The 19,456-nt window shown below is 74.7% G+C and carries 13 protein-coding genes and 1 pseudogene; 4 read left to right on the top strand and 10 right to left on the bottom strand.

The features are described 5' to 3' along the window. Positions 1–32 precede the first annotated feature (32 nt). Complete coding sequence (locus tag J3486_RS31090) at positions 33–296, top strand: GlsB/YeaQ/YmgE family stress response membrane protein (RefSeq protein ID WP_207826634.1); 264 nt, start codon at positions 33–35, stop codon at positions 294–296. Positions 297–393: 97 nt separating this feature from the next. Here J3486_RS31090 and J3486_RS44440 read toward each other — a convergent pair. Continuing rightward, positions 394–681: pseudogene (locus tag J3486_RS44440) on the bottom strand (IclR family transcriptional regulator C-terminal domain-containing protein); the annotation flags it as partial. On the opposite strand from J3486_RS44440, the gene J3486_RS44435 reads away from it, so the two are divergent. Next, the gene (locus tag J3486_RS44435) at positions 680–1,099 is read left to right on the top strand and encodes a hypothetical protein (protein ID WP_229378953.1); all 420 of its coding nucleotides are present in this window, start codon (positions 680–682) and stop codon (positions 1,097–1,099) included. The pseudogene J3486_RS44440 and the gene J3486_RS44435 overlap by 2 nt on opposite strands. Before the next feature lie 10 nt (positions 1,100–1,109). Here the strand turns inward: J3486_RS44435 and J3486_RS31080 are convergent, their stop codons facing one another. The 9 genes from J3486_RS31080 to J3486_RS31040 form a co-directional block, all read right to left on the bottom strand. Continuing rightward, positions 1,110–2,285 carry an argininosuccinate synthase-related protein gene (locus J3486_RS31080; RefSeq protein ID WP_207826339.1) on the bottom strand — a complete coding sequence of 392 codons (1,176 nt, stop codon included), beginning with the start codon at positions 2,283–2,285 and terminating at the stop codon, positions 1,110–1,112. Then, complete coding sequence (locus J3486_RS31075) at positions 2,282–4,036, bottom strand: amino acid adenylation domain-containing protein (protein WP_207826338.1); 1,755 nt, start codon at positions 4,034–4,036, stop codon at positions 2,282–2,284. Before J3486_RS31075 ends, J3486_RS31080 begins: the two co-directional genes overlap by 4 nt. Further along, positions 4,036–4,803, bottom strand: a complete 768-nt coding sequence (locus tag J3486_RS31070) for a thioesterase II family protein (RefSeq protein ID WP_207826337.1) — start codon at positions 4,801–4,803, stop codon at positions 4,036–4,038. The genes J3486_RS31075 and J3486_RS31070 overlap by 1 nt, the downstream gene beginning before the upstream one ends. A gap of 7 nt (positions 4,804–4,810) precedes the next feature. Next, entirely contained in the window at positions 4,811–6,097 is a 1,287-nt protein-coding gene (locus J3486_RS31065; RefSeq protein WP_207826336.1) for a M18 family aminopeptidase, read from the bottom strand. Next, positions 6,094–11,703 carry a MupA/Atu3671 family FMN-dependent luciferase-like monooxygenase gene (locus J3486_RS31060; protein WP_207826335.1) on the bottom strand — a complete coding sequence of 1,870 codons (5,610 nt, stop codon included), beginning with the start codon at positions 11,701–11,703 and terminating at the stop codon, positions 6,094–6,096. Before J3486_RS31060 ends, J3486_RS31065 begins: the two co-directional genes overlap by 4 nt. After that, on the bottom strand, positions 11,700–14,858 hold the full coding sequence (locus J3486_RS31055; protein WP_207826632.1) for a type I polyketide synthase: 3,159 nt from the start codon (positions 14,856–14,858) through the stop codon (positions 11,700–11,702). Before J3486_RS31055 ends, J3486_RS31060 begins: the two co-directional genes overlap by 4 nt. Then, on the bottom strand, positions 14,803–16,107 hold the full coding sequence (locus J3486_RS31050; RefSeq protein ID WP_207826334.1) for an MFS transporter: 1,305 nt from the start codon (positions 16,105–16,107) through the stop codon (positions 14,803–14,805). Before J3486_RS31050 ends, J3486_RS31055 begins: the two co-directional genes overlap by 56 nt. A gap of 153 nt (positions 16,108–16,260) precedes the next feature. Beyond that, positions 16,261–17,598: a diaminopimelate decarboxylase gene (gene lysA / locus J3486_RS31045; RefSeq protein ID WP_207826333.1), complete on the bottom strand. Its 1,338-nt coding sequence runs from the start codon at positions 17,596–17,598 to the stop codon at positions 16,261–16,263. A 12-nt stretch (positions 17,599–17,610) separates the two neighbouring features. Next, complete coding sequence (locus J3486_RS31040) at positions 17,611–17,958, bottom strand: SAV_915 family protein (RefSeq protein ID WP_207826331.1); 348 nt, start codon at positions 17,956–17,958, stop codon at positions 17,611–17,613. A gap of 382 nt (positions 17,959–18,340) precedes the next feature. Between J3486_RS31040 and J3486_RS31035 the strand changes: the two genes are divergently transcribed. Together J3486_RS31035 and J3486_RS31030 are read left to right on the top strand one after the other, a co-directional pair. Then, positions 18,341–18,916: a universal stress protein gene (locus tag J3486_RS31035; RefSeq protein ID WP_207826329.1), complete on the top strand. Its 576-nt coding sequence runs from the start codon at positions 18,341–18,343 to the stop codon at positions 18,914–18,916. Positions 18,917–19,012: 96 nt separating this feature from the next. Beyond that, a complete protein-coding gene (locus J3486_RS31030) occupies positions 19,013–19,402 on the top strand; it encodes a hypothetical protein (RefSeq protein WP_207826327.1) in 390 nt (129 codons plus the stop codon). Positions 19,403–19,456: the final 54 nt, after the last annotated feature.

Here is a 19,456-nt window from a genome sequence, read left to right as displayed (position 1 = left end):
GAGGGACGGGGCAGCGACGGGAGGCGTACGGCATGGAGATCTCCGGCATCTTCACCGCGATCGTGATCGGCATCGTCATCGGCATCCTGGGCCGCCTGGTGATCCCCGGGCGCCAGCGCATCGGCATCGGGTGGACGCTCCTGGTCGGCATCGTCGCCGCGCTCGCCGGCACGGCCGTCGCCGGCGCCTTCGACGTGGCGGACACTCCGGGCGTCGACTGGACCGAACTGGCCATCCAGATCGGCCTCGCGGCGCTCGGGGTCGTCGGGGTGGAGCGGGTGAAGGGGCGGCGCTGACGGGCACCAGGCACCTTCGGAGCTGCTCCGCCAGGTCCGTCTCCAGGGCCCGCGCCGTCGCGTTCAGGGCCGTCACCAGGGGCTGGAGGCGGTCCGGGCCGTAGCGGACCGTGGGCATCGAGACCGAGAGACCGGCCAGGGCTGTGCCGTCGGGGGCGCGGACCGGGACGCCGACGGCCGCCAGGCCGCGTTCCGGGCGCTCCCGGTGCACGGCGAAGCCGTTGCGGCGCAGGCGGCGCGGTTCTCTGCGCGGCGCGGGCAGGTCGGGGCGCTCCGCCGGGCGGTCCGGGTGGCACTCGGGCGCGTACACCTTCTCCAGGTCCCCGTCGGAGAGTTCGGCGAGGAGCAGCGGGCCCGACGTGGTGCGGTGCGCGGGGAAGGCCATGCCCTCGCGCAGGCCGACCCGCAGCGCCCGGCGGCGGCCCGCGACGCTCGCGATGAAGCGGGCCGTGTCGCCGGTGCGGACCGTGACGTTCGCCGTCTCGTCCAGCAGGTCCACCCCGCGGTGCGGATGCGGCAGCGCCGCCGCGCGCGGCCGGGAGACCCACGACTGCGAGTGCGCGGCGAGTTCGAGCACCGGGCCGGCCCGGTACACCCGGTCCTCGTCCTGCGCGGCGGCGAACTCCCAGACCAGGCCGCCGTGTTCGAGGCGCCCGAGGTGCTGGCCGGCCGGCGAGGCGGACCGGGGCACGCCCGACGAGCTCGACGCCGCCTTCGCCCGCACCGGCGACGTCGTCCAGGAGGGCCTGCCCTACGTGCGGCGGGACAAGTGGGAGCAGGAGACCACCGGGGAGGCCGGCTGACGGCCGGTCCTCAGCGCGCCTGACGCGTCCGCTCCCACTCCTCCCGGTCGCGTACGTACAACGGCTCCTCGGCCCTGATCGCCCGCGTCTGCGCCCCGCCCCGGGACAGGTGCCAGCGCACGGTGCCGGTGACACGGGCGGCGCAACCGGCGATGAAAGCGTCGCAGGCGGTGCGGAGTTCGCCGTACCAGCGGCCCTCAAGGGCCTCGCGCACCCAGAGCTGTTCGAGGTGCATCTTCTCGCGGACCGTCTCGGCGGCGAGGGTCGCCGTCTCCAGATGGCGGTAGGTCTTCAGGAGGAGGGCCGCCGCGGGCATCTCCCGCAGTTCGAGGACCTTGTGGCCGCCGGGCAGATGCTCAAGACCGCTGTAGCGGCCGATGCCGTGCGCGCCCGCCCTGCGGTTGAGCGTGTCGATCAGCGTGGTGAGGGGGAGCGGGGCGCCGTCCAGGGCCGTGGGGGTGCCCCGCGTGAAGGTGATCTCCACGGTCTCGTCGGCGGGGGGTTCGGCGCGGCGGGCCGTCCATGTGTACAGGTGCTCGGGGACCGTGTGCTCCTCCGGGTCGTCGAGGACCCCTGACTCGAACTCGCGGCACCACAGGTTCGCGTCGACGCTCGCCACCCGCTTGCTCAGGTGCGGCAGGCCGACCGCCTCCAGCTCGCGGGTCTTGCGGGCCCGGTCGACGGGTTCGAGATCGTACGGACTGCCGTACGCGACACGGCAGTCGAGCAGACGCAGGGCCCCGTTGAGGCGGCGCAGGGTGTTCTGGGACGGGTTCGCCGTGTGGACGACCGCCGCCGCGTCGAGCTCCTCGGCGAGATCCAGGGCGAGGCGGGCGATCAGCGGGCGGCTCAGGGACGAGCTGACCGGGTGCGTGTCCAGGTAGACGGCCTGCGCGGCGATCGCCGGGCGGACGAACGCGTCGGCGAAGGTCTGCCGGGCGTCCACCAGATGCAGCCGCACGCCCAGTTGTTCCGTGGTGTGGCGCAGCTCGTCGGCGTCCTCGCCCGCGCCGAGGTCGGCGCTGAAGGCGTGCACGTCGGTGAAGCCGGCCTCGGCGAGCCGGTGCAGCAGGTACGTGCTGTCCAGGCCGCCGCTGAACAGGGTGACCACCGGGCGGTGCCGGTCGATGCCGGGTCCGGCGAGGTCCGCGAAGGAGCGGATCCGGGGCGTGGGTTCGGCGCTCAACGTCCAGCCTCCCGCAGTGTGCGCAGCTCCCGCGTGAACGACTCCGGTGTCGGCTCGTGCAGCAGCGCGGAGAGCGGGATGTCGAGGGCGAGCCGGGCGCGCAGCGCCTCCACGACCTCGACGACCTTGAACGAGTCGCCGCCCAGGTCGAAGAAGTCGTCGTCGTCGGCGATCTCGTCGACGGCCAGCACCTCGCGCCAGACGGCGAGCACCAGCGACGCGAGGTCGGGTCCTGCGGGGGCCGCGGGGCGCGGCGCCGGTGCCGACGCCGCCCGCTTCTCCAGGAGCGCCCGGTCCAGCTTGCCGTTCGCGGTCAGCGGGAGGGCGTCAAGCACCTCGACCGTGCGCGGCACCATGTAGTGGGGGAGCCGGGCGCGCAGGCTCTCGCGGACCGTGGCGCCGAGACCGTCCGGCACGGGCACGCCGTCCTCGGGCACCACGAACGCGGCGAGCGCCTTGTCCGCACCCGTCCCGTACGCCACGACCGCCGCCTGCCGGACCCCCGCGCAGCCGACCGCCGTCGCCTCGATCTCGGCCGGTTCGATGCGGATGCCGCGGATCTTCACCTGCCGGTCGACGCGGCCCAGGAACTCCAGGGCGCCGTCGGGACCGGCCACCCGCACCAGATCGCCGGAGCGGTACAGCCGCCCGTACGGCGTCGTCACGAAGCGGTCCGCGGTCAGCTCGGGCCGGTGCAGATACCCGAGGCCGAGCCCCGCGCCGCCGATGTACAGCTCGCCGGGCTCGCCCTCCGCCACCGGCGTGCCCGCCGCGTCGAGGATCCGCAGCTCGGTGCCGAGGACCGGGCCGCCGATCAGCACCGCCGCCGGATCAGGGTCGCGCGGGCAGATCCAGTACGTGCAGTAGATCGTGCACTCGCTGGGCCCGTACAGATTCGTCAGCGACGCCGTGGAGCGGGCGTGGAAGCGGGCCACCAGGTCGGGGCTGAGCGGTTCGCCGCCGGTGAGGACCTGGCGGATGCCGTCGTAGCGCTCGCTCTGCGGACGGGCCAGCAGGAACAGGTCGAGCAGCGAGACGACGCAGTAGAAGGTGGTGACGGCGTGGTCGTGAATGAGGGCGGCCAGGTAGTCGGCGTCGCGCTGGCGGCCCGGTTCCGCGACGATGACCGTGGCCCCGGCCAGCAGCGGCCAGTACGTCTCGCTGAGGTACATGTCGAAACTGCACGCCGTGTGGTGGATCATCCGGTCGTGCTCGTCCATGCGGTGCGTGGACTGGAGGGCGTCGATGCGTGAGGCGAGCGCGTCGTGGCTGATCAGGGCGGCCTTGGGGCGGCCCGTCGAGCCCGAGGTGTAGATGATCACCACCGGGTCGCCGGGCGACGCGTCGAGGGCCGGGGCCGGGTCGGCCGGGTGCGCCGCGCACTCCTCGGGCGTGAGCACGTCGGCGAGGCCCGCGAAGCGGTCCCGCAGCGACGCGCTGGTGAGGACGAGGCGCGGGGCGCAGTCCTCGGTCGTCGCCCGGACCCGGTCCTGCGGGTCGGCGGGGTCGAGCGCGGCGTGCGCGGCGCCCGCGAACGCCGCGCCGAGCAGCGCCACGAAGAACTCCACCGACCGCTCGTGGTGGACCACGACCCGGTCGCCGGGGCCGACCCCGCGGGCGCGCAGCGCGGCGGCGCAGCGCAGCACACGGGACTTCAACTCGCCCATGGTGACGACGGTTTCACCCGATATCAGGGCGGGAAGCGCCGGGTCGCGGTCCCAGCGCTCCAGGAGCAGGGCGTCGATGCGCATCACGCGGGCACGCCTTCCGTGAAGTGGTCCAGGCTCCCCGCGACGGCGTCCGCGAGGAGCGCCGGCTCGTCGGTGAGCAGCATGTGCCCGCCGGGCAGCCACACCGTCCGGGTGCGGGTGGCGAACAGCTCCCAGTCCTCGGTGCGCTCCTGCGGGCACAGCGGGTCCTCGTCGCCGAACACCGTCAGGAGCGGGCACTCCAGGCGCGGGTCGGGCGACGAGCTGTACTCCTCGACCGCCCGCATGTCCGCCACGATCGACGGCAGCAGCAGCGCGAGCATCTCCTCGTTCGCCGCCAGCGCCTCGGGCACCCCGCCGAACTCCCGCAGGATGTCCAGGACGTGAGCCCGGTCGTCCGTGTCGCGCAGCAGCCGGCGACCCGGGTCCGGCCGCTCGGTGACCGCCCACTGCGACACCGCCACGAACCCGGCCACCGGCACGTCGCCGTCGCGCTGCAACGCCCGTACGGCCTCCAGGGCGAGCACCGCGCCCGAGCAGACACCGACCACGAGCAGCGGCGCCGTGCCCGGCAGCGCGCGGGCCGTCGCGACGACGTCCGCCGTCAACCCCGGCAGCCCGCCCACGGGTTCCCGCACCCGCGACTCGCGCCCCGGAAGGCGCGCCGTCGCCACCGCCCAGTCGGCCGGGGCGTGCGACGCGAACGCCGCCCCGGCCGCCGCGCCCGCGCCCGCGTGCGGCACGAGCAGCACCCGCCACGCCGCCTCCCGCGGGTCCGCGCCCTTGAGCGCGTACGTCCTCACCGGCATCGCCGCCTCACCCGGCCGACACGAACTCGGCGAGCGCACGCGTCAGATGGCCCGGGTCGTCGGCGCCGACCAGCTCGCGCGCGGAGTGCATCGACAGGCCGGGCACGCCCACGTCGACCGTCGTCACGCCGAGCCTGGCCGCCGTGATCGGGCCGATCGACGTGCCGCACGGCATCGCGTTGTTCGACACGAACCGCTGCCACGGCACGTCCGCGCGCTCGCAGGCGGCGGCCCACGCGGCGTAGCCGGTGCCCTCGGTGGCGTACCGCTGGTTCACGTTCACCTTCACCACCGGGCCGTCGTTCGGCAGCGGGTGGTTGTCGGGGTCGTGCCGGTCAGTGAAGTTCGGGTGGACCGCGTGGGACATGTCGGCGGAGACGCACAGGCCGCCCGCGAGCGCCCGCTCCCAGTCCTCGCCGCTGCCGCCGCGCGCCGCCACCGAACGGTGCAGCACCCGCTCCAGGAGCGGTCCCTGGGCGCCGGTCTCGGAACCGCTGCCGATCTCCTCGTGGTCGAACGCGGCGAGCACCGGCACCCGGTCGGGGGCCGCCGTCGTGGCGGCGGCGAGCAGCGCGGTGACACCCGCGTGCACCGACACCAGGTTGTCCAGGCGCGACGACACCACGAACTCCCGGTGCGCGCCCAGGAGTCCGGGCGGCTGCACGTCGTGCAGCATCAGGTCCCAGCCGAGCACGTCGGCCGCGTCGAGCCCGGCCTCGTGCGCGACCCGGCCGAGCAGCGCGCCGCGCTGCGTGTCGCCGAGCGACCAGATCGGCTGCGTCTGCCGCTGCCGGTCCAGGTTGAGCCCTTCGTTCACCGTCCGGTCCAGGTGGATCGCCAACTGCGGTACTCGCAGCAGCGGTTCGTCGATGTGCACGAGCGTCCGGGTGCCGTCGCGCAGCGTGAGACGACCCGAGATGCCGAGGTCCCGGTCGAGCCAGGTGTTGAGCGGGACGCCGCCGTAGATCTCCACGGCGACCTGCCGCCAGCCCGCCCTGCCGGTGTCCGGGGTCGGCTTCACCCGCAGGTTGGGGGAGTCGGTGTGCGCGCCCATGATGCGGAACGGGGCGTGCGCGGGCGTCCCCTCGGGCACGTACCAGGCGAGCAGGGCGCCGCCCTTGGTGAGGTAGCGGCCGCCGCTGTGGCCCGTCCACTCCTCGGTGCCGGTCAGCTCGGTGAAGCCGGCCTTCTCCAGGCGCCGCACCGCCGACGCCACCGCGTGGTACGGCGACGGGCTCTCCCGCAGGAAGGCGAGCAGGTCCTCGACGTGTTCGGCCTGAGTGGGCAGGGTCATACGGTGTCCGCCTCCTGGGGCAAGGGGTGAGGGTGTTCGAGCGTCGCCGCGACGGGACGCCCGGGGTGCGCGCACAGCTCCCCGAGCAACGCGACGTAGGAGGACAGGAGTTCCCCGGCCGTGGTGTCGTTCCACAGGTCGGCCGAGTACTCCAGGAAGGTGCGCAGGCCGAGCGCCGGGTCGCGGCGCGGCGAGAGCCCGAAGACCAGCTCGGCGCGGGCGACGGGCGGCGCCAGGTCCTCGACCTCGACGTCGAGCCCGGGAAGCTCGATGTCGGTGTCCGGGTAGTTCTGGAAGGCGAGCACGTTCGGCACCCGGTCGGGCACCTCGGTGGCGCCCGCGTCCCGCATCGCCTGCATGATGCGGGAGGTCGGCAGCACGTTCGCCATCACGGCGAGCGCCTCGGCGCCGATCCGGGCGACGAGCTCGGCGAACGACTCGCCCGGCTCGACCCTGACCCGCACCATCACCGACGTCGACACCATCGCCACCAGTGCTTCGGCGGCCGTGCCCTCGCGGTTGGCGTACGGGACGGCGAGCAGCACGTCCCGCTCGCCCGAGATCCGCGCCAGGTGCACGCCCAGCGCGGCGGCGGCGACCGCGAACGGCGTCTGGTGCACCGACGCCGCCAACTCCTCCATGCGGGCGCGGACTTCGGCGCTCACGGTGCCGCGCACGGTGCCGCCGTCGCCGCTGAGCGTCTCGGGGCGCGGCCGGTCCGTGGGCGTGTCCAGGCGGCACGGCACGCCGTCCAGGTAGGCGGCGCAGAACGCGGCGCGCCGCTCCTCGTCGGCCGGGTCGTGCGCGGATATCTGCTCGCGCGCGTAGTCGGGTGCCTGCGCGGACGGTGGCGCGAGCCGCGGTGCCCGGCCCGCCGCCGCGGCCGTGTACAGCTCGGCGAGCTCCGACATGAGCACCGAGTGGGACCAGCCGTCGGCGCTGGCGTGGTGCAGCACGAACATCAGCACCCAGCTGTCGTCCGCCACCTTGATCAGGCGTGAGCGCGGCACCGTCGGCTCGGCCAGGTCGAACGGCTGGGCGGCCATCCGCCGGCAGATCGCCTCCGCCCGCTCGCCCGCCTTCTCCGGGCCGAGCCGCGACAGGTCGTCGATCCGCAGGGCCGGGGGCGGCGCGGGCAGCACCTCCTGCCGCCAGGCCCCTTCGGCGTCCCGCACGAACCGAGTGCGCAGCGCGTGGTGACGTTCGATCAGACCGGCGAGGGCGGTGCGCAGGGCGTCCGTGTCGAGCGCGCCCCTGAGCCGTACGCGCGTCGGCACGTTCCACACCTGGGCCTGCGGGAAGGCGTGGTGGGCGGCGATCATCCGGTCCTGCTGCGGGCTGACGGGCGCGCGGTCCACGACCTCCTCGCCCGGCCCCGACGCGGTGTCGGGCTCCGACTCCGTTTCCTGAGGGGCGAGTTGGCGGGCCATCGCCGACAGCGTCGCGTCGGCGAAGAAGTCCGCGAGCGCGATCTCGGCGCGCAGCTCCTCCCGCACCCGGTTCACGAGCCGGATCGCCGTGATCGAATTGCCGCCCAGATCGAAGAAGTTGGCGTCGTCGGGCAGCTCGTCGACCCCCAGCACCGACTGCCAGACGGCCCGCAGCGCCTCGGGCGCGCCCCCGTGGGCGGCGGCCGGTGCGGGCCGGGTCTCCCGAACGGTCCGCACGCCGTCCTCGACCATGGCGCACAGCACCCGTTCGAGATCGGCGAGGTAGCCGCGCACCGTCGCCCCGTCGAAGAGGTCGGCGTCGTAGCGGACGCGCAGTCGCAGGCCGGACGCGGTGCGCACGGCCATGAGGGCGAGTTCGAGGGGCGAGGACGTGGTGCCGCCCGCGACATCACCCGCGGTCAGGCCCGGCAGCGCGATCCGGGTGAGCGGCGCGGTGTCCAGGTCGGCGGAGACGGTGACCAGCGGACGCGGATGCCCCGGATCGGGATGCAGCCGCGTCAACAGCGCGTCCAGATCGACCTGTTGATGCCGCTCGGCATCGAACAGGGCGTCTCGCGTGGCCCGTACGGCCTCGGTCACCGTCATCGCGTCGGTCAGCTCCGCGCGCAGCGGCAGCACCGCCGCGTGGAAGCCGACCGTGTGCGCGGCCCCGGGCGCGCGCCGCCCGAACGTCGAACCCATCACGAACTCGTCCAGGCCCGTGCGCTCGCGCAGCACCAGCTGCCAGGCGGTGAGCAGTGTCGCGAACAGGGTGACGCCCTGCCGCCCGCTCCACTCCTGCACCCCGGCCGTGCGCGCCGCGTCGAGGGCGACCTCGGCCGCCGCGCCGTGCCCGGAGACCCGGCGGCCGCGCGGCCGGTCGGTGGGCGGGGCGAGCAGCGGCGGCAGCGGATCGAGCCGCTTCAGCCACCACTCCAAGTCGGTTACCTGGGCCGGGAGTTCACGGGCTCCGACGGTCGTGCCCGCCGGGTCGGCGAAACGCGGCGCGCGCCCCTCCACCCGCGCCGTGTACAGCTCCTGGAGGTCGTCGGCGAGCAGCCGTGCCGAGTGCCCGTCGGTGATCAGATGGTGCAGGCCGAGCAGGAGCACGTGGTCGTCGTCGGCCAGCACGAGCAGGCGCGGCGCGAACAGCGGGCCCTCGGCGAGGTCGAAGGGGCGGGTGCTGGCCTCGCGCAGGGCGGCCGCGATCGCCGCCTCCGGGTCCTGGAGGTCCCGTGCGTCCGTCACCTCCACGGGGGCACGCAGCCCGGCCCGTACGACCTGCTGGAGCAGTCCGTCGGCGCCGCCCGCGCGGAACACCGTGCGCAGGCCCGGGTGCCGGGCCACGAGGGCGTCGACGGCGGCGGTCAGGGCCGGTACGTCGAGGGGGCCGCGCAGCCGCACGGCCTGCACCTCGTTGTACGCGGCCGGGTCGCCGACCAGCTGAGCGGCGAGCCAGAGCCGGCGCTGGGCGGCGGTCGCGGGCGCGGTCACGTCCGCGGCGGCCGTCGCCTCCCGCAGCGCGGCCAGGTGGTCGAGGCCGGAGCGCATCAGCTCCGCGGGCATCCCGAAGTCGACCAGCGCGGCGATCTCGTCGACGCCCGCCGCGCGCAGCGCCGCCACGACCGGGGCGCACGTCTCGGGCGTACCGATCAGCGCCCGCTCGTCGCAGTACCGGTCGTAGGCCCGCAGGAACAGGTACTCCAGGTCCGCCTCGCTCGCCTCCGCCACGTCCCGCTCGCCCGTCGCGACGGCGCCGGCCGCGGACCGCATCTGCAGCGAGGAGCGCAGATACCGGGTCATCGGCTCGCGGGCCTGCGCCCGCGCGGTGGCGTGGTCGTCGGTGAGATACGTGTGCAGCAGGACGGTGACGCGGCCCGCGTCCGGGTCCAGGCCGTGCCGGGCGCGGGCGGCCCGGTAGTGGGCGATGTTCGCGGCCAGTTCGGCGACGGTCTGGTTCATCAGGTTGGTGACGACACCGAGGTCGCGGCGGGCCGCCTCCTCGTACGACTCCTTCCGCCCCGACGTCGCCAGGAACATCGGCGGCGCCTCCTGCACGGGCCGCGGATGCGTCGTCACGTCGATCGGGCGGCCGTCGCCCGACTCGCGGCGCACGCTGCCCCCGCGCCACAACTCCCGTACCGCGTCGAGATGTTCGAAGGCGATGTCCTTGCGCCGGGCGAACCGCTCCGGGTGCAGCGCGAAGTCCTGCGCGTGCCAGCCGGTGGCGCAGCCCAGCCCGACCCGGCCGCCGGAGAGCCGGTCCACGACCGCCCACTCCTCGGCGATCCGCACCGGGTCGTGCAGCGGCAGCACGACGGAACCCGCGTTGATCCTGATCCGCTGCGTCTCCCGGGCCAGCGCCGAGGCGAGCACGGCCGGGTTAGGGAAGAGCCCGCCGAAGGAGTGGAAGTGCCGCTCGGGGACCCACAGCGAGCTGAAGCCGTGCTCGTCGGCGAAACGTGCGGTCTCCACGATCCGGTCGTACGGGTCGGCGGCGCCCTCGGCGCCCTCGCCCTCCGTGCTCTCGTCTTCCGTGCTCTCGTCCTCCGGGTAGTCGCCGAAGAAGTAGATGCCGAAGTCCGGTGCGGGGCGCGGCTGTTCGGGCCGCGCGGGCGCACTGCTCGGCCTGTGGCGCCGCTCCGGGAAGAAACCGCCGTCCGCGCGCAGCTCCCGCAGGGAGTCCTTCACCGCCTCCGAGATCCGCTCCACGTCGTCGTCCGTGTGCGCCGTGGACAGATAGAAGCTGCGCCACTCCCACACGTAGATGCCGCGCAGCAGCAGATGCTGGTAGAGCAGCTCCATGTCGGCGCGGTGCGTGAACCGGAACATGGACCCGAAGTGGGCCAGCTCCAGCGGGAACTCCTCGTCGCGGAAGAAGGCGTTGAGGTCGGTGGCGAGCGCGTCCGTCCGGGCGTTGAGCCGCTCCTGGAGCCCGGGGCCCTCCGCCGTCAGATGCGTGAGCACGGCCTTGGCGGCGGCCATGGACAGCGGATGCTGCAAGTACGTGCCGCCGAAGAAGGTGGTCTCGGCCTCCGGGCGGCTGTCGTCGCCGTAGCGCCAGAAGCCGCCGTCGACCCCGTCCAGGATGTCGGCGCGGCCCGCGATCGCCCCGACGGGGAATCCGCTGCCGAGCGCCTTGCCGTACGTGGCCAGGTCCGGGACCACGCCGAAGTGGTGCTGGGCGCCGCGCGGATGCGGGCGCAGGCCCGTCAGCATCTCGTCGAAGAGCAGCACGATGCCGCGCCTGCGCGTCAACTCCCGCAGCGCGCGCAGGAATGCGACGGGACGCAGGCCGGGGTTGCGGCACTGGACGGGCTCCACGACGACGGTGGCGATGGTGTCGCCGAGCGCGTCGATGGTGTCCAGGGCCTCCTGGCTGCCGTACTCCAGGACCAGCAGATCGGCGACGGCGCTCGCTGGGATGCCGCGCGAGACCGGCACGGCCCGGCCGCCGTCGGGCCCTGGCCGGCCCAGCACCGAGTCGACGTGTCCGTGGTACGAGCCGCGGAACATGACGACGCGGTCGCGGCCGGTCGCGGCGCGGGCGAGCCGGATCGCGGCCGAGTTCGCCTCGGTGCCCGAGTTCGCGAACGCCACCCGCTCCATGCCGGTCAGACCGGCGAGCAGCTCGGCGACCTCGCCCGCCTCGACCGCGCGCGGCCCGAACCGCAGCCCGTCGCCGAGATGCGCCCGCACCGCCTCGGTCACGCACTCCGGCTCGTGCCCGAGGAGCAGCGCGCCGAAGCCCATCGTGATGTCGGTGTACGCGTTGCCGTCGATGTCGACCAGGCCCGCGCCCCGCGCCGAACGCGCCGCCAGCGGATACAGCGTCTCCTTCGTCGCCCGCCGGAACCCGACGACGGCCCGGCTGTCGGCCAGCACGGAACGCTGCCGCTGGGTCAACTCCTTCGACTTCGCGGTGCGTTCGGTGAGCCTGCGGGCCAGGTCGGCGGCGTGGGCGCGTTGCCGCTCGTCGGCCCCGTCGCCCGCCATGCCGGAGTTCTCGGGGACGATCACGCGGGGTCCGTGCACGGCAGGCCCGGCCGTCGCGGTCCGCCGGTCCGCGGGTTCGGTGCCCGCGTCCTCCCCTTCCAGCAGCGCCCTGGTGCGGGCCAGTTGGTCCGTCAGGGCCTGCGACAGCTGTGCGGCGCGGTCCGCCGCGGTCGTCGTCATCGGGCGGCGCGGCCGGCGCGCTCGCCGCCGAGCAGGGCCACCGCCTCCGACAGCTGGGTGAGCATCGCCGCCTGCGTCTCGGCCAACAGGTTGATCTGGCGCGTCAGTTCGGCGATCTCGGCGCGGGTGGCGAACTCCGTCGGCGTCTGCGGCGTCTGCGGCGGCTGCGGGGCGGGCTCCTTGGCGGGGGTGATCACCTGGGCCTCGGGCACCGGCAGCGGCCGCTCACGCCGCTCGGCTATGAGGCGGGCCGTCAGCTCCGGGGTTCCCGCTTCCTCCAGGATCTCCCGGATGGCGATCCGCACGTCGAACTCGGCCTCCAACTGCCGCAGCATGCCGATGAGTTGCAGGGAGTCGGCGCCGAGGCCCACATAGGTCTGCGTGGGCGCCACCTCGTCCGTCGAGAAGCCGAGATGGTGGGCGGTCAGCTCGCGTACGCGGTCGAGCACGGCCAGGTCCTCGGGCCGATCGGTCACTGCGTCCTCCACAGGGGGTTCGGGTGCGGGTGCGGGGCCCGTCCAGTAGGGGCGGTGCTGGAAGGGATAGGCGGGCAGCGGGATCCGGCGTCCGCCGCTGCCGGCGGTGAGCGCCGCCCAGTCGACGGGCACGCCGGCGCAGTGCAGACCGGCCACGGCCTGCCACACGCCGGCGACGCCGGGGGCCCGGCCCTGCGTCGGCAGACACGGCACATCTGGCAGCGCCCGGCGGGCCATCCCGGTGAGCGGGGCGCCGGGCCCCAGCTCCACCAGCACGTCCCGGCCGGCGAGCGCGCGCAGCATGGCGTGGAAGTCGGCGGGGCGGCGGGCCTGCCGGACCAGGTACGCGGGGTCGGGGCGCCAGCCCGGCGGGTGCACGGTGCCGTCGAGGCCCGACACGAACTCGGTGTCCACCGGGCGCAGGTCGACGTCCGCTGCGGCCTCGCGCAGCTTGTCGAGCATCGGGTCGAGCAGGGCCGTGTGGAACGCCCGGTCGACGGGCAGCGGCTCGCACGGCACATCCGCCAGCAGCGCCCGGGCCGCCTCGACCGCTTCGGGGCGCCCGGCGACGACATGGTGGGCGGGCCCGTTCAGCACGGCGAGTTCGAGCCCGGGCCCGGCCTCGTCGAGCAGCGCCCGCACCCGCTCGTACGGGGCGAAGACGGCCAGCATCGCCCCCGGCCCGGTGTCCTGCATGAGCCGGCCCCTGCGGCACAGCAGCCGCATCCCGTCCTCCAGGGACAGCGCACCGGCCGCGCAGAGCGCCGCGTACTCCCCGACGCTGTGCCCGCCGACGGCCCCGGGCCGCACCCCGAACGACTCCCACAGCCGGACCTGCGCGACCTGGAACGCGAACAGCGCGGGCTGCGCGAACGCCGTGTCCCACCGGCCGGGGCCCGCGCCCGCGACCAGGCGCTCCGTGAAGTCCGTCTTCCCTGGGTCCCCCGTGACCCGCCGGTGGACCGCGGCGCAGGCCCGCAGCGTCTCGGCGACCACCGGGAACCGCTCGGCGAGCGCCCCCGCCATCCCCGGCACGGCGCCGCCCTGCCCGCTGAAGAGGAACACCGGCGCGGCGGACCCCTCGACCACGCCCGTACGGAACGCGGACGGGTCGGGCCGTCCCGCGAGGAACGCGTCGAGCCCCGCGACCAGGCCCTCGGTGCCGGGTGCGGTCACGACGAGGCGGTGCGCGTGGTGGCGGCGTCCGAGCGCGGTCGTCGTCAGCAGGTCGGCGGGCTCGGGGCCCGTTCCTGATGCGCGTACGAGGGTGTCGCGGACGGCGCGGGCGGTCGCCGCCAGCGCCTTCGGGTCCCGCGCCGACAGCGGCAGCAGGGGAGGCGGCGGCGCGGACGGCGTCCGGGCCGGAGCGGGCGGGGCCTGTTCCAGGATCACGTGGGCGTTCGTGCCGCCCATGCCGATCGAGTGGACGCCCGCGCGCCGCGGCCCGTCGGCGTCCCGTGGCCAGGGCGTGGCCCGGCGCGGCAGCGTGAACGGGCTCTCCTCGACGCCCAGTCGGGGATTGGGGCGGGTGAAGTTGACGAGTGGCGGCACCACACCGTGCCGCAGTACCAGGATCGCCTTGATCAGCCCGGCGAGCCCCGCCGCGCTGTCCAGATGCCCGATCGCGGGCTTCGTCGAGCCGAGGGCGCAGAACCCGGCCCGGTCGGTGTGCCGCCGGAACGCCTCGGTCAGCGCCGCGAACTCGATCGGATCGCCCTTGAACGTGCCCGTGCCGTGTGCCTCCAGATACCGCACCGACTCGGCCGGCACGTCCGCCGCGGCCAGCGCGCCGAGCACCGCTTCCCGCTGCCCGGCCACCCCGGGCGCCGCGAAGCCGCTCTTGTCCGCGCCGTCGTTGGTGACCGCCGAGCCGAGGATCACGGCGTGCACGGTGTCCCCGTCGGCGAGCGCCTTCTCCAGGGGCTTGAGCAGCACGGCGGCCACGCCGTTGCCGCCGACGGTGCCGTCCGCCGCCGCGTCGAAGGCCCGCACCGCCCCGGTCGGCGAGATCGTCGAACCCCGCACATGGCGGTGCCCGGTGATCTGCGGCAGATGCAGCGCCGCCGAGCCGACCAGCATGAGGTCCGCGTCGCCCGCGTACAGCGCCTGACAGGCCAGGTGCACGGAGACGAGCGCGCTGGAGCAGGCCGTCGCCACATTGACCGCGGGACCGTTCAGGCCGAGCCGGAACGCGGCCCGGTTCGCGGTGAAGTCGGGGTAGTTGCCGACCTGGACCTGTTTCACGGCGGTCCAGTCGTCGGCGGGCACGGAGGTGCCGATGTTCCGGGCGAGATAGCTGTGCAGCGAGTACAGGCGGTAGCCGATGCTCGCGTACACCCCGACGCGGGCGGCCGTGCCCGCGTACCCGGCGTCCTCCAGGGCGTGCCACGCGCACTCCAGGAACAGCCGCTGCTGCGGATCGGTGACCGTCGCCTCGCGTCCGCTCATGCCGAAGAACGCGGCGTCGAACCCGTCGATGCCGTGCAGCAGCGCGCTCGCCCCGCCGAACTCCGGATCCTTGTACGCCGCCTGAGGCACCCCGGCGGCGGCGAACTCGGCGTCCGTGAACCGGCGTACGTGGGTCACGCCCGCCGCGATGTCCCGCCAGTACGCGTCCGGGGTGTCAGCTCCCGGAAACCTCAGCGCCATCCCGACGACCGCCACGCGCCGGTCCCGCATCGTCACCTCCCGGCACCTCGACGGACGCGGTACGCCGCTGCCGCAGCACCTGCGCCACGAACACCACGGCCACCACGATCGCCACCCCGTGCGCGACCCCCACCACCGACAGCGGCGAGAACGCGTCCAGAGCGGCCGAGACCGCGATCATGCCGACACCGAAACCGAGGTTCTCCACCGTCGCCGACAGGCCGAAGGCGTGCGTGCGCAGGCCCGCGGGGAGCGTCTGCAGGTGCGAGCTGTACGAGACCTCGGTGACCCCGTCCGCCGCACCCGCGAGCAGCGCGATCACGACCGTCGCCGCCCACGGGAACCCGGCGAACGCCAGGATGAACGTTCCCGACATGGCGATCGTGCCGAGGCCGAAACCGAGCGCTCCGACCGAACGCCCGTCGCGCTTCACCCAGCGCTGGAGCACCTGCTGCACCAGGACGTTGCCCAGCGCCCACACGCACCAGAAGACACTGACGAACACGGCGGGCCGGTCGGCGTTCGACTGGGTCGAGTAGACCGGGAGCGCCGCGTTGTGCGAGGACGAGCCGAGCGCGTCGATGCCGCGCAGCGCGACCATCAGGGCGATGACGGGAGCGGTCGCGAGCGCGGCCAGCGCGCCCGGCGAGCGCCGCCCGGCCGCCTTGCCGGGAGCGCTCTCCCGCTTCCCTTCCTGTGCCCCTCCCCGTTCCGTCCCGGCCCGCGCGGCGAGCGGCAGCAGCGCCACCGTTCCCGCGCAGACCAGGAAGGTCGCCATGTCGACGAGGAACGCGGCCGTGTACCCGAGCAGCGACACCACGACGCCCGACGACGCGAACCCGACGACCATCGCCATCGAACGGCCGCTGACCATCAGGGAGTTGGCCCACGTGGTCCGCCCCTCGTCCACCATGTCCGGGATCGAACTGCGGAAGGCGACCATGAAGAACGTGCCTGCCGCGCCGACCACCGCCGAGACCAGGAACAGGGCCGCCGTGCGCATCCCGTCCGGCGCGCAGACCAGCAGCACCAGCGCGGCCGCCTGGAGCACGTTGGCCCAGAACATCACCGGCTTCGCCGCCCACCTGGCGAGCAGCGCGGCGGCCCCGAGCCCCGCGAGGAACCCGGCGGCGAGCCGCACCGCCATGAACACACCGACCGCGAGCGCCCGGTCCGTGACGGCGTACACGTACAGGTTGAGCGCGACCAGGTTCAGATATGTGCCGTAGGAGGAGATCGCGTAACCGGTCACCAGGATGCGGTACCGGCGTTCCTTCATGGGGGGTTCCTTTACGGGCGGGCGCGTTCGGATACGAATGAGTGAGCGATAAATCGAACGCTCCGCACCCTAGGCGGGACGCTCCTCCTTTCGCAGGAAGATCATGGAACTTTGCCGAAGCCGTACACCCGGTTCTTCGTGCGGCCTTCGTACCTACAGGCCCACGTCGCGGCCCCGCAGGTCCTCCAGGGACTCGCGGCGCACGAGCAGCCGGGCGCGGCCGTCGCGGACGGCGGCCACCGGCGGCCGGCCGACCATGTTGTAGTCGGAGGCCATCGACAGGTGGTACGCCCCGGCGACGGGCACGGCGAGCAGATCGCCGGCCCGGAGGTCGTCGGGCAGCGGGGCGTCGGCGGCGACCACGTCGCCGGCCTCGCAGTGCCGGCCCACCACCGTCATCGGCGTCCGGGCCGCGCTGCCCGCCCGGCCCACCAGACGTGGCGCGTACCGCACCCCGTAGAGCGCGGGCCTGGGGTTGTCGCTCATGCCGCCGTCGACGGCGACGAAGGTCCGGCCGCCGGTCCGCTTGACGGAGACGACGCGGTAGAGCGCGACGCCGGACGGGCCCGCGATGGCGCGGCCCGGCTCGATGATCAGGCGGGGCACGGGCAGTCCGGCCGCCGCGCACGCCTCGGACAGTTCGGCCCGCACCCGGCGCGCGAGCCGATGCAGGTCGAGGGCCGGTTCGCCCGGCCGGTAGGCGACGCCGTGCCCGCCGCCGAGATCGAGTTCGGGCAGCAGCAGGCCGTGCTGCTCGTGCAGCCGCGCCATCAGGCCGACCATCCGGCGCACCGCCGACAGGAACGGCTTGACGTCGGTGATCTGCGAACCCAGGTGGCAGTGCAGTCCGGTCAGTTCCAGCTGCGGCTGGTCGAGGATCCGGGCGATGGCGTGCTGCGCGTAGCCGTCGGAGACGGACAGGCCAAACTTCTGGTCCTCGGTGCCGGTGCGGATCTTGTCGTGGCCGCCCGCGCTGATCCCGGGCACGACACGGACCATCACCCGCTGGCGGCCCTGCGGCCCGACGGCCGCGGCGAGCCGGGCGATCTCGGAGGGGCTGTCGATGACGATGCGCCCGACGCCGTACCGCAGCGCCTCGTGCAGATCGTGCGGCGTCTTGGCGTTGCCGTGCAGGACGATGCGGTGGGCGGGGAACCCGGCGGCGACGGCGAGTTCCAGCTCACCGGCGGAGCAGACGTCGAGGCCGAGGCCCTCCTCGTCCATCCAGCGGGCTATCGCCCGGCACAGGAACGCCTTGGCCGCGTAGTGGATCTCGGCCTCGGGGAAGAGCGCCCGGTAGCTCCGGCAGCGGCGGCGGACCTCGCCCTCGTCGAGCACGTACACGGGGGTGCCGAAGCGTTCCGCGACCGCGGAGAGGGCCACCGCGCCGACGGACAGCTCGCCGGGGCGCGGCTCGGCGGCGGAGGCGGGCCACACCGACAGGTCTTCCGCGCCGACGGCCGGCGCCGGGGAGGCGTGCGTGGTGGTCATCGTGGTGCCCCCTCAGCCGATCCGGTGCGACAGCGCGCCGGACGCCGGGCGCGGGACCGGGGCGTGCCGCCCCGGGGCCCGCGCGGTGAGCTGCGGGTCCACGGTCACGCGGGCGGCCCCGAGCGGCGCCGCGAGGGCGCGCAGGGCGGGCTCGGCCAGCCGGATCCACGGCTGGCCGGGGCCGAGCGTCCCGGCCAGCGCCCGCTCGGAGGTGAAGCCGACGGCCGTACGGTCGCCGAGCGGGGTGCGGAAGAGCCGGGCGGCGTGCCCGAGCGGGCCCGGCCGGACGGGCACGTAGAGAGGTCCGGCCGGGAACCGATCAGCGGGTTCCGGGTCTTCGCAGTACAGGGGTTCGGTCATGGGATGCCTCCTGGAGGATCCGGCGTCTCGGGCGCACCCCCCGGCCTGGGAACGGCAGTTGGGGGTACGCGGTGGTCCGGGCCCCGGCCGAGGAACGGCCGGCCGGGACCCGTCCAGGACGCTATGCCCGCTCACCCGGGCGCCGGGAACGCACCTGACGGGATGTTGACGTGGAACGTGGTGACGCTGACGCGATGGTGACGGTGCGCGCGCCGCACGGACCCGTCCCTCGTCAGAGCCGCGCCAAGAACTGCCGCCCGGGCTGGTACGGGCCCGGCCGGTGGGGATGGGATGGACGGCGGGGCCCCGGGCTCCGCGCCCTCCGGCGGGCTGTCGGCGGGGCGTTCACGGGAAGGCGGTCGACATGACAGGGGGAGAAGCGATGTCCGGTGTCCCTTCCGATGCGGCCGCCGCCGCCCGGGCACCCCGTGTCGTCGTCGGCGTGAACGGGGAGTCGGGCAGCCGCACGGCCCTGCGCCGGGCCGCCGCCGAGGCCCGCCACCGGGGCGCCGAACTGTGGCCCGTGCTCGCCTGGCAGGCCCCCGGCAGCGTCCTGTGCGCCCGCCGCGCCCCGGCCGTCGCACTCCCCGCGCAGGACTGGCAGGAGCTCGCCCGCGGCACCCTGCTCACCACCCTCGGCGAGGTGTTCCCCGACGGCGCCGGGGTCGTGCTGCGCGCGCTGCTGGCCCAGGGGCACCCGGGCCGCGTCCTGGTGGAGACCGCCGACCGGGAGGACGACCTCCTCGTGGTGGGCGCCGGACACCGGGGCACGCTGCACCGGGTGCTGCGGCCCTCGGTGAGCCGCTACTGCCTGGCCCACGCCGGCTGCCCGGTACTCGCCGTGCCGCCCTCCCCACTGGAGGCCGACCTCGCGGCGGCCCACCGGCGCAACCTGTGGCGGCTGCGCCTGGACACCCGCAGCTTCGCGGAGGAGACGGCGGGCCCCGCCGCCTCCTGACGTGCCATCACATATGGTGCGAGCGCGCGCGGTTCAGGCCGCTCGTCGCTCCGGGGTCCCCGTACCCGCGCCCGCTGTCGCGTCGCCGGTCGCGTCGTGCTCGTCCGGCTCCAGTGGTACGTCGCCCGCCGCTTCCGGCGCGTCCTCAACCCCGGGCTGCTCGCCGCGACCCTCTGCGCCCTGCTCGCCGTGACCGTCGGCGCCCAGGCACTGGCCGCGGACTCCGCGCAGCTGCGCGGGGCCCGCCGCGACGCGTTCGACTCGGTCGTCGCCCTGGCGCGGGCCCGCGCGATCGCGTACGACGCCAACGCCGACGAGAGCCGCTACCTCCTGGACAAGGAGCGGCGCACCTCGTACGAGGACCGCTTCTTCGCCAAGGCCCAGAAGCTGTACGGGCTTCGAGGTGCGGACGGCGCCGGGAGGCCGCCGAGTTCTGCATGGGCTGGCGACCGGGCACGTCCCACGCCCACTTCCTGGCCTGGATGAAGGCCCTGGACCAGGTCACCGCCATCAACCGGGCCCACTTCACCGCGTCCGTGA

This window comes from Streptomyces sp. VRA16 Mangrove soil (assembly GCF_017377775.1).
Lineage (GTDB): Bacteria > Actinomycetota > Actinomycetes > Streptomycetales > Streptomycetaceae > Streptomyces.
The sequence above is the reverse complement of the archived record's forward strand: the minus strand, read 5'-3'. Positions and strand labels throughout refer to the sequence as shown.

Coding starts and splice junctions, on each gene's coding strand:
- J3486_RS31070 (WP_207826337.1), bottom strand. CDS start 4,803: ATGCCGGTGAGGACGTACGCGCTCAAGGGCGCGGACCCGCGGGAGGCG.
- J3486_RS31060 (WP_207826335.1), bottom strand. CDS start 11,703: ATGACGACGACCGCGGCGGACCGCGCCGCACAGCTGTCGCAGGCCCTG.
- J3486_RS31035 (WP_207826329.1), top strand. CDS start 18,341: ATGTCCGGTGTCCCTTCCGATGCGGCCGCCGCCGCCCGGGCACCCCGT.
- J3486_RS31065 (WP_207826336.1), bottom strand. CDS start 6,097: ATGACCCTGCCCACTCAGGCCGAACACGTCGAGGACCTGCTCGCCTTC.
- lysA (WP_207826333.1), bottom strand. CDS start 17,598: ATGACCACCACGCACGCCTCCCCGGCGCCGGCCGTCGGCGCGGAAGAC.
- J3486_RS31090 (WP_207826634.1), top strand. CDS start 33: ATGGAGATCTCCGGCATCTTCACCGCGATCGTGATCGGCATCGTCATC.
- J3486_RS31050 (WP_207826334.1), bottom strand. CDS start 16,107: ATGAAGGAACGCCGGTACCGCATCCTGGTGACCGGTTACGCGATCTCC.
- J3486_RS31075 (WP_207826338.1), bottom strand. CDS start 4,036: ATGCGCATCGACGCCCTGCTCCTGGAGCGCTGGGACCGCGACCCGGCG.
- J3486_RS31040 (WP_207826331.1), bottom strand. CDS start 17,958: ATGACCGAACCCCTGTACTGCGAAGACCCGGAACCCGCTGATCGGTTC.
- J3486_RS31055 (WP_207826632.1), bottom strand. CDS start 14,858: ATGCGGGACCGGCGCGTGGCGGTCGTCGGGATGGCGCTGAGGTTTCCG.
- J3486_RS44435 (WP_229378953.1), top strand. CDS start 680: ATGCCCTCGCGCAGGCCGACCCGCAGCGCCCGGCGGCGGCCCGCGACG.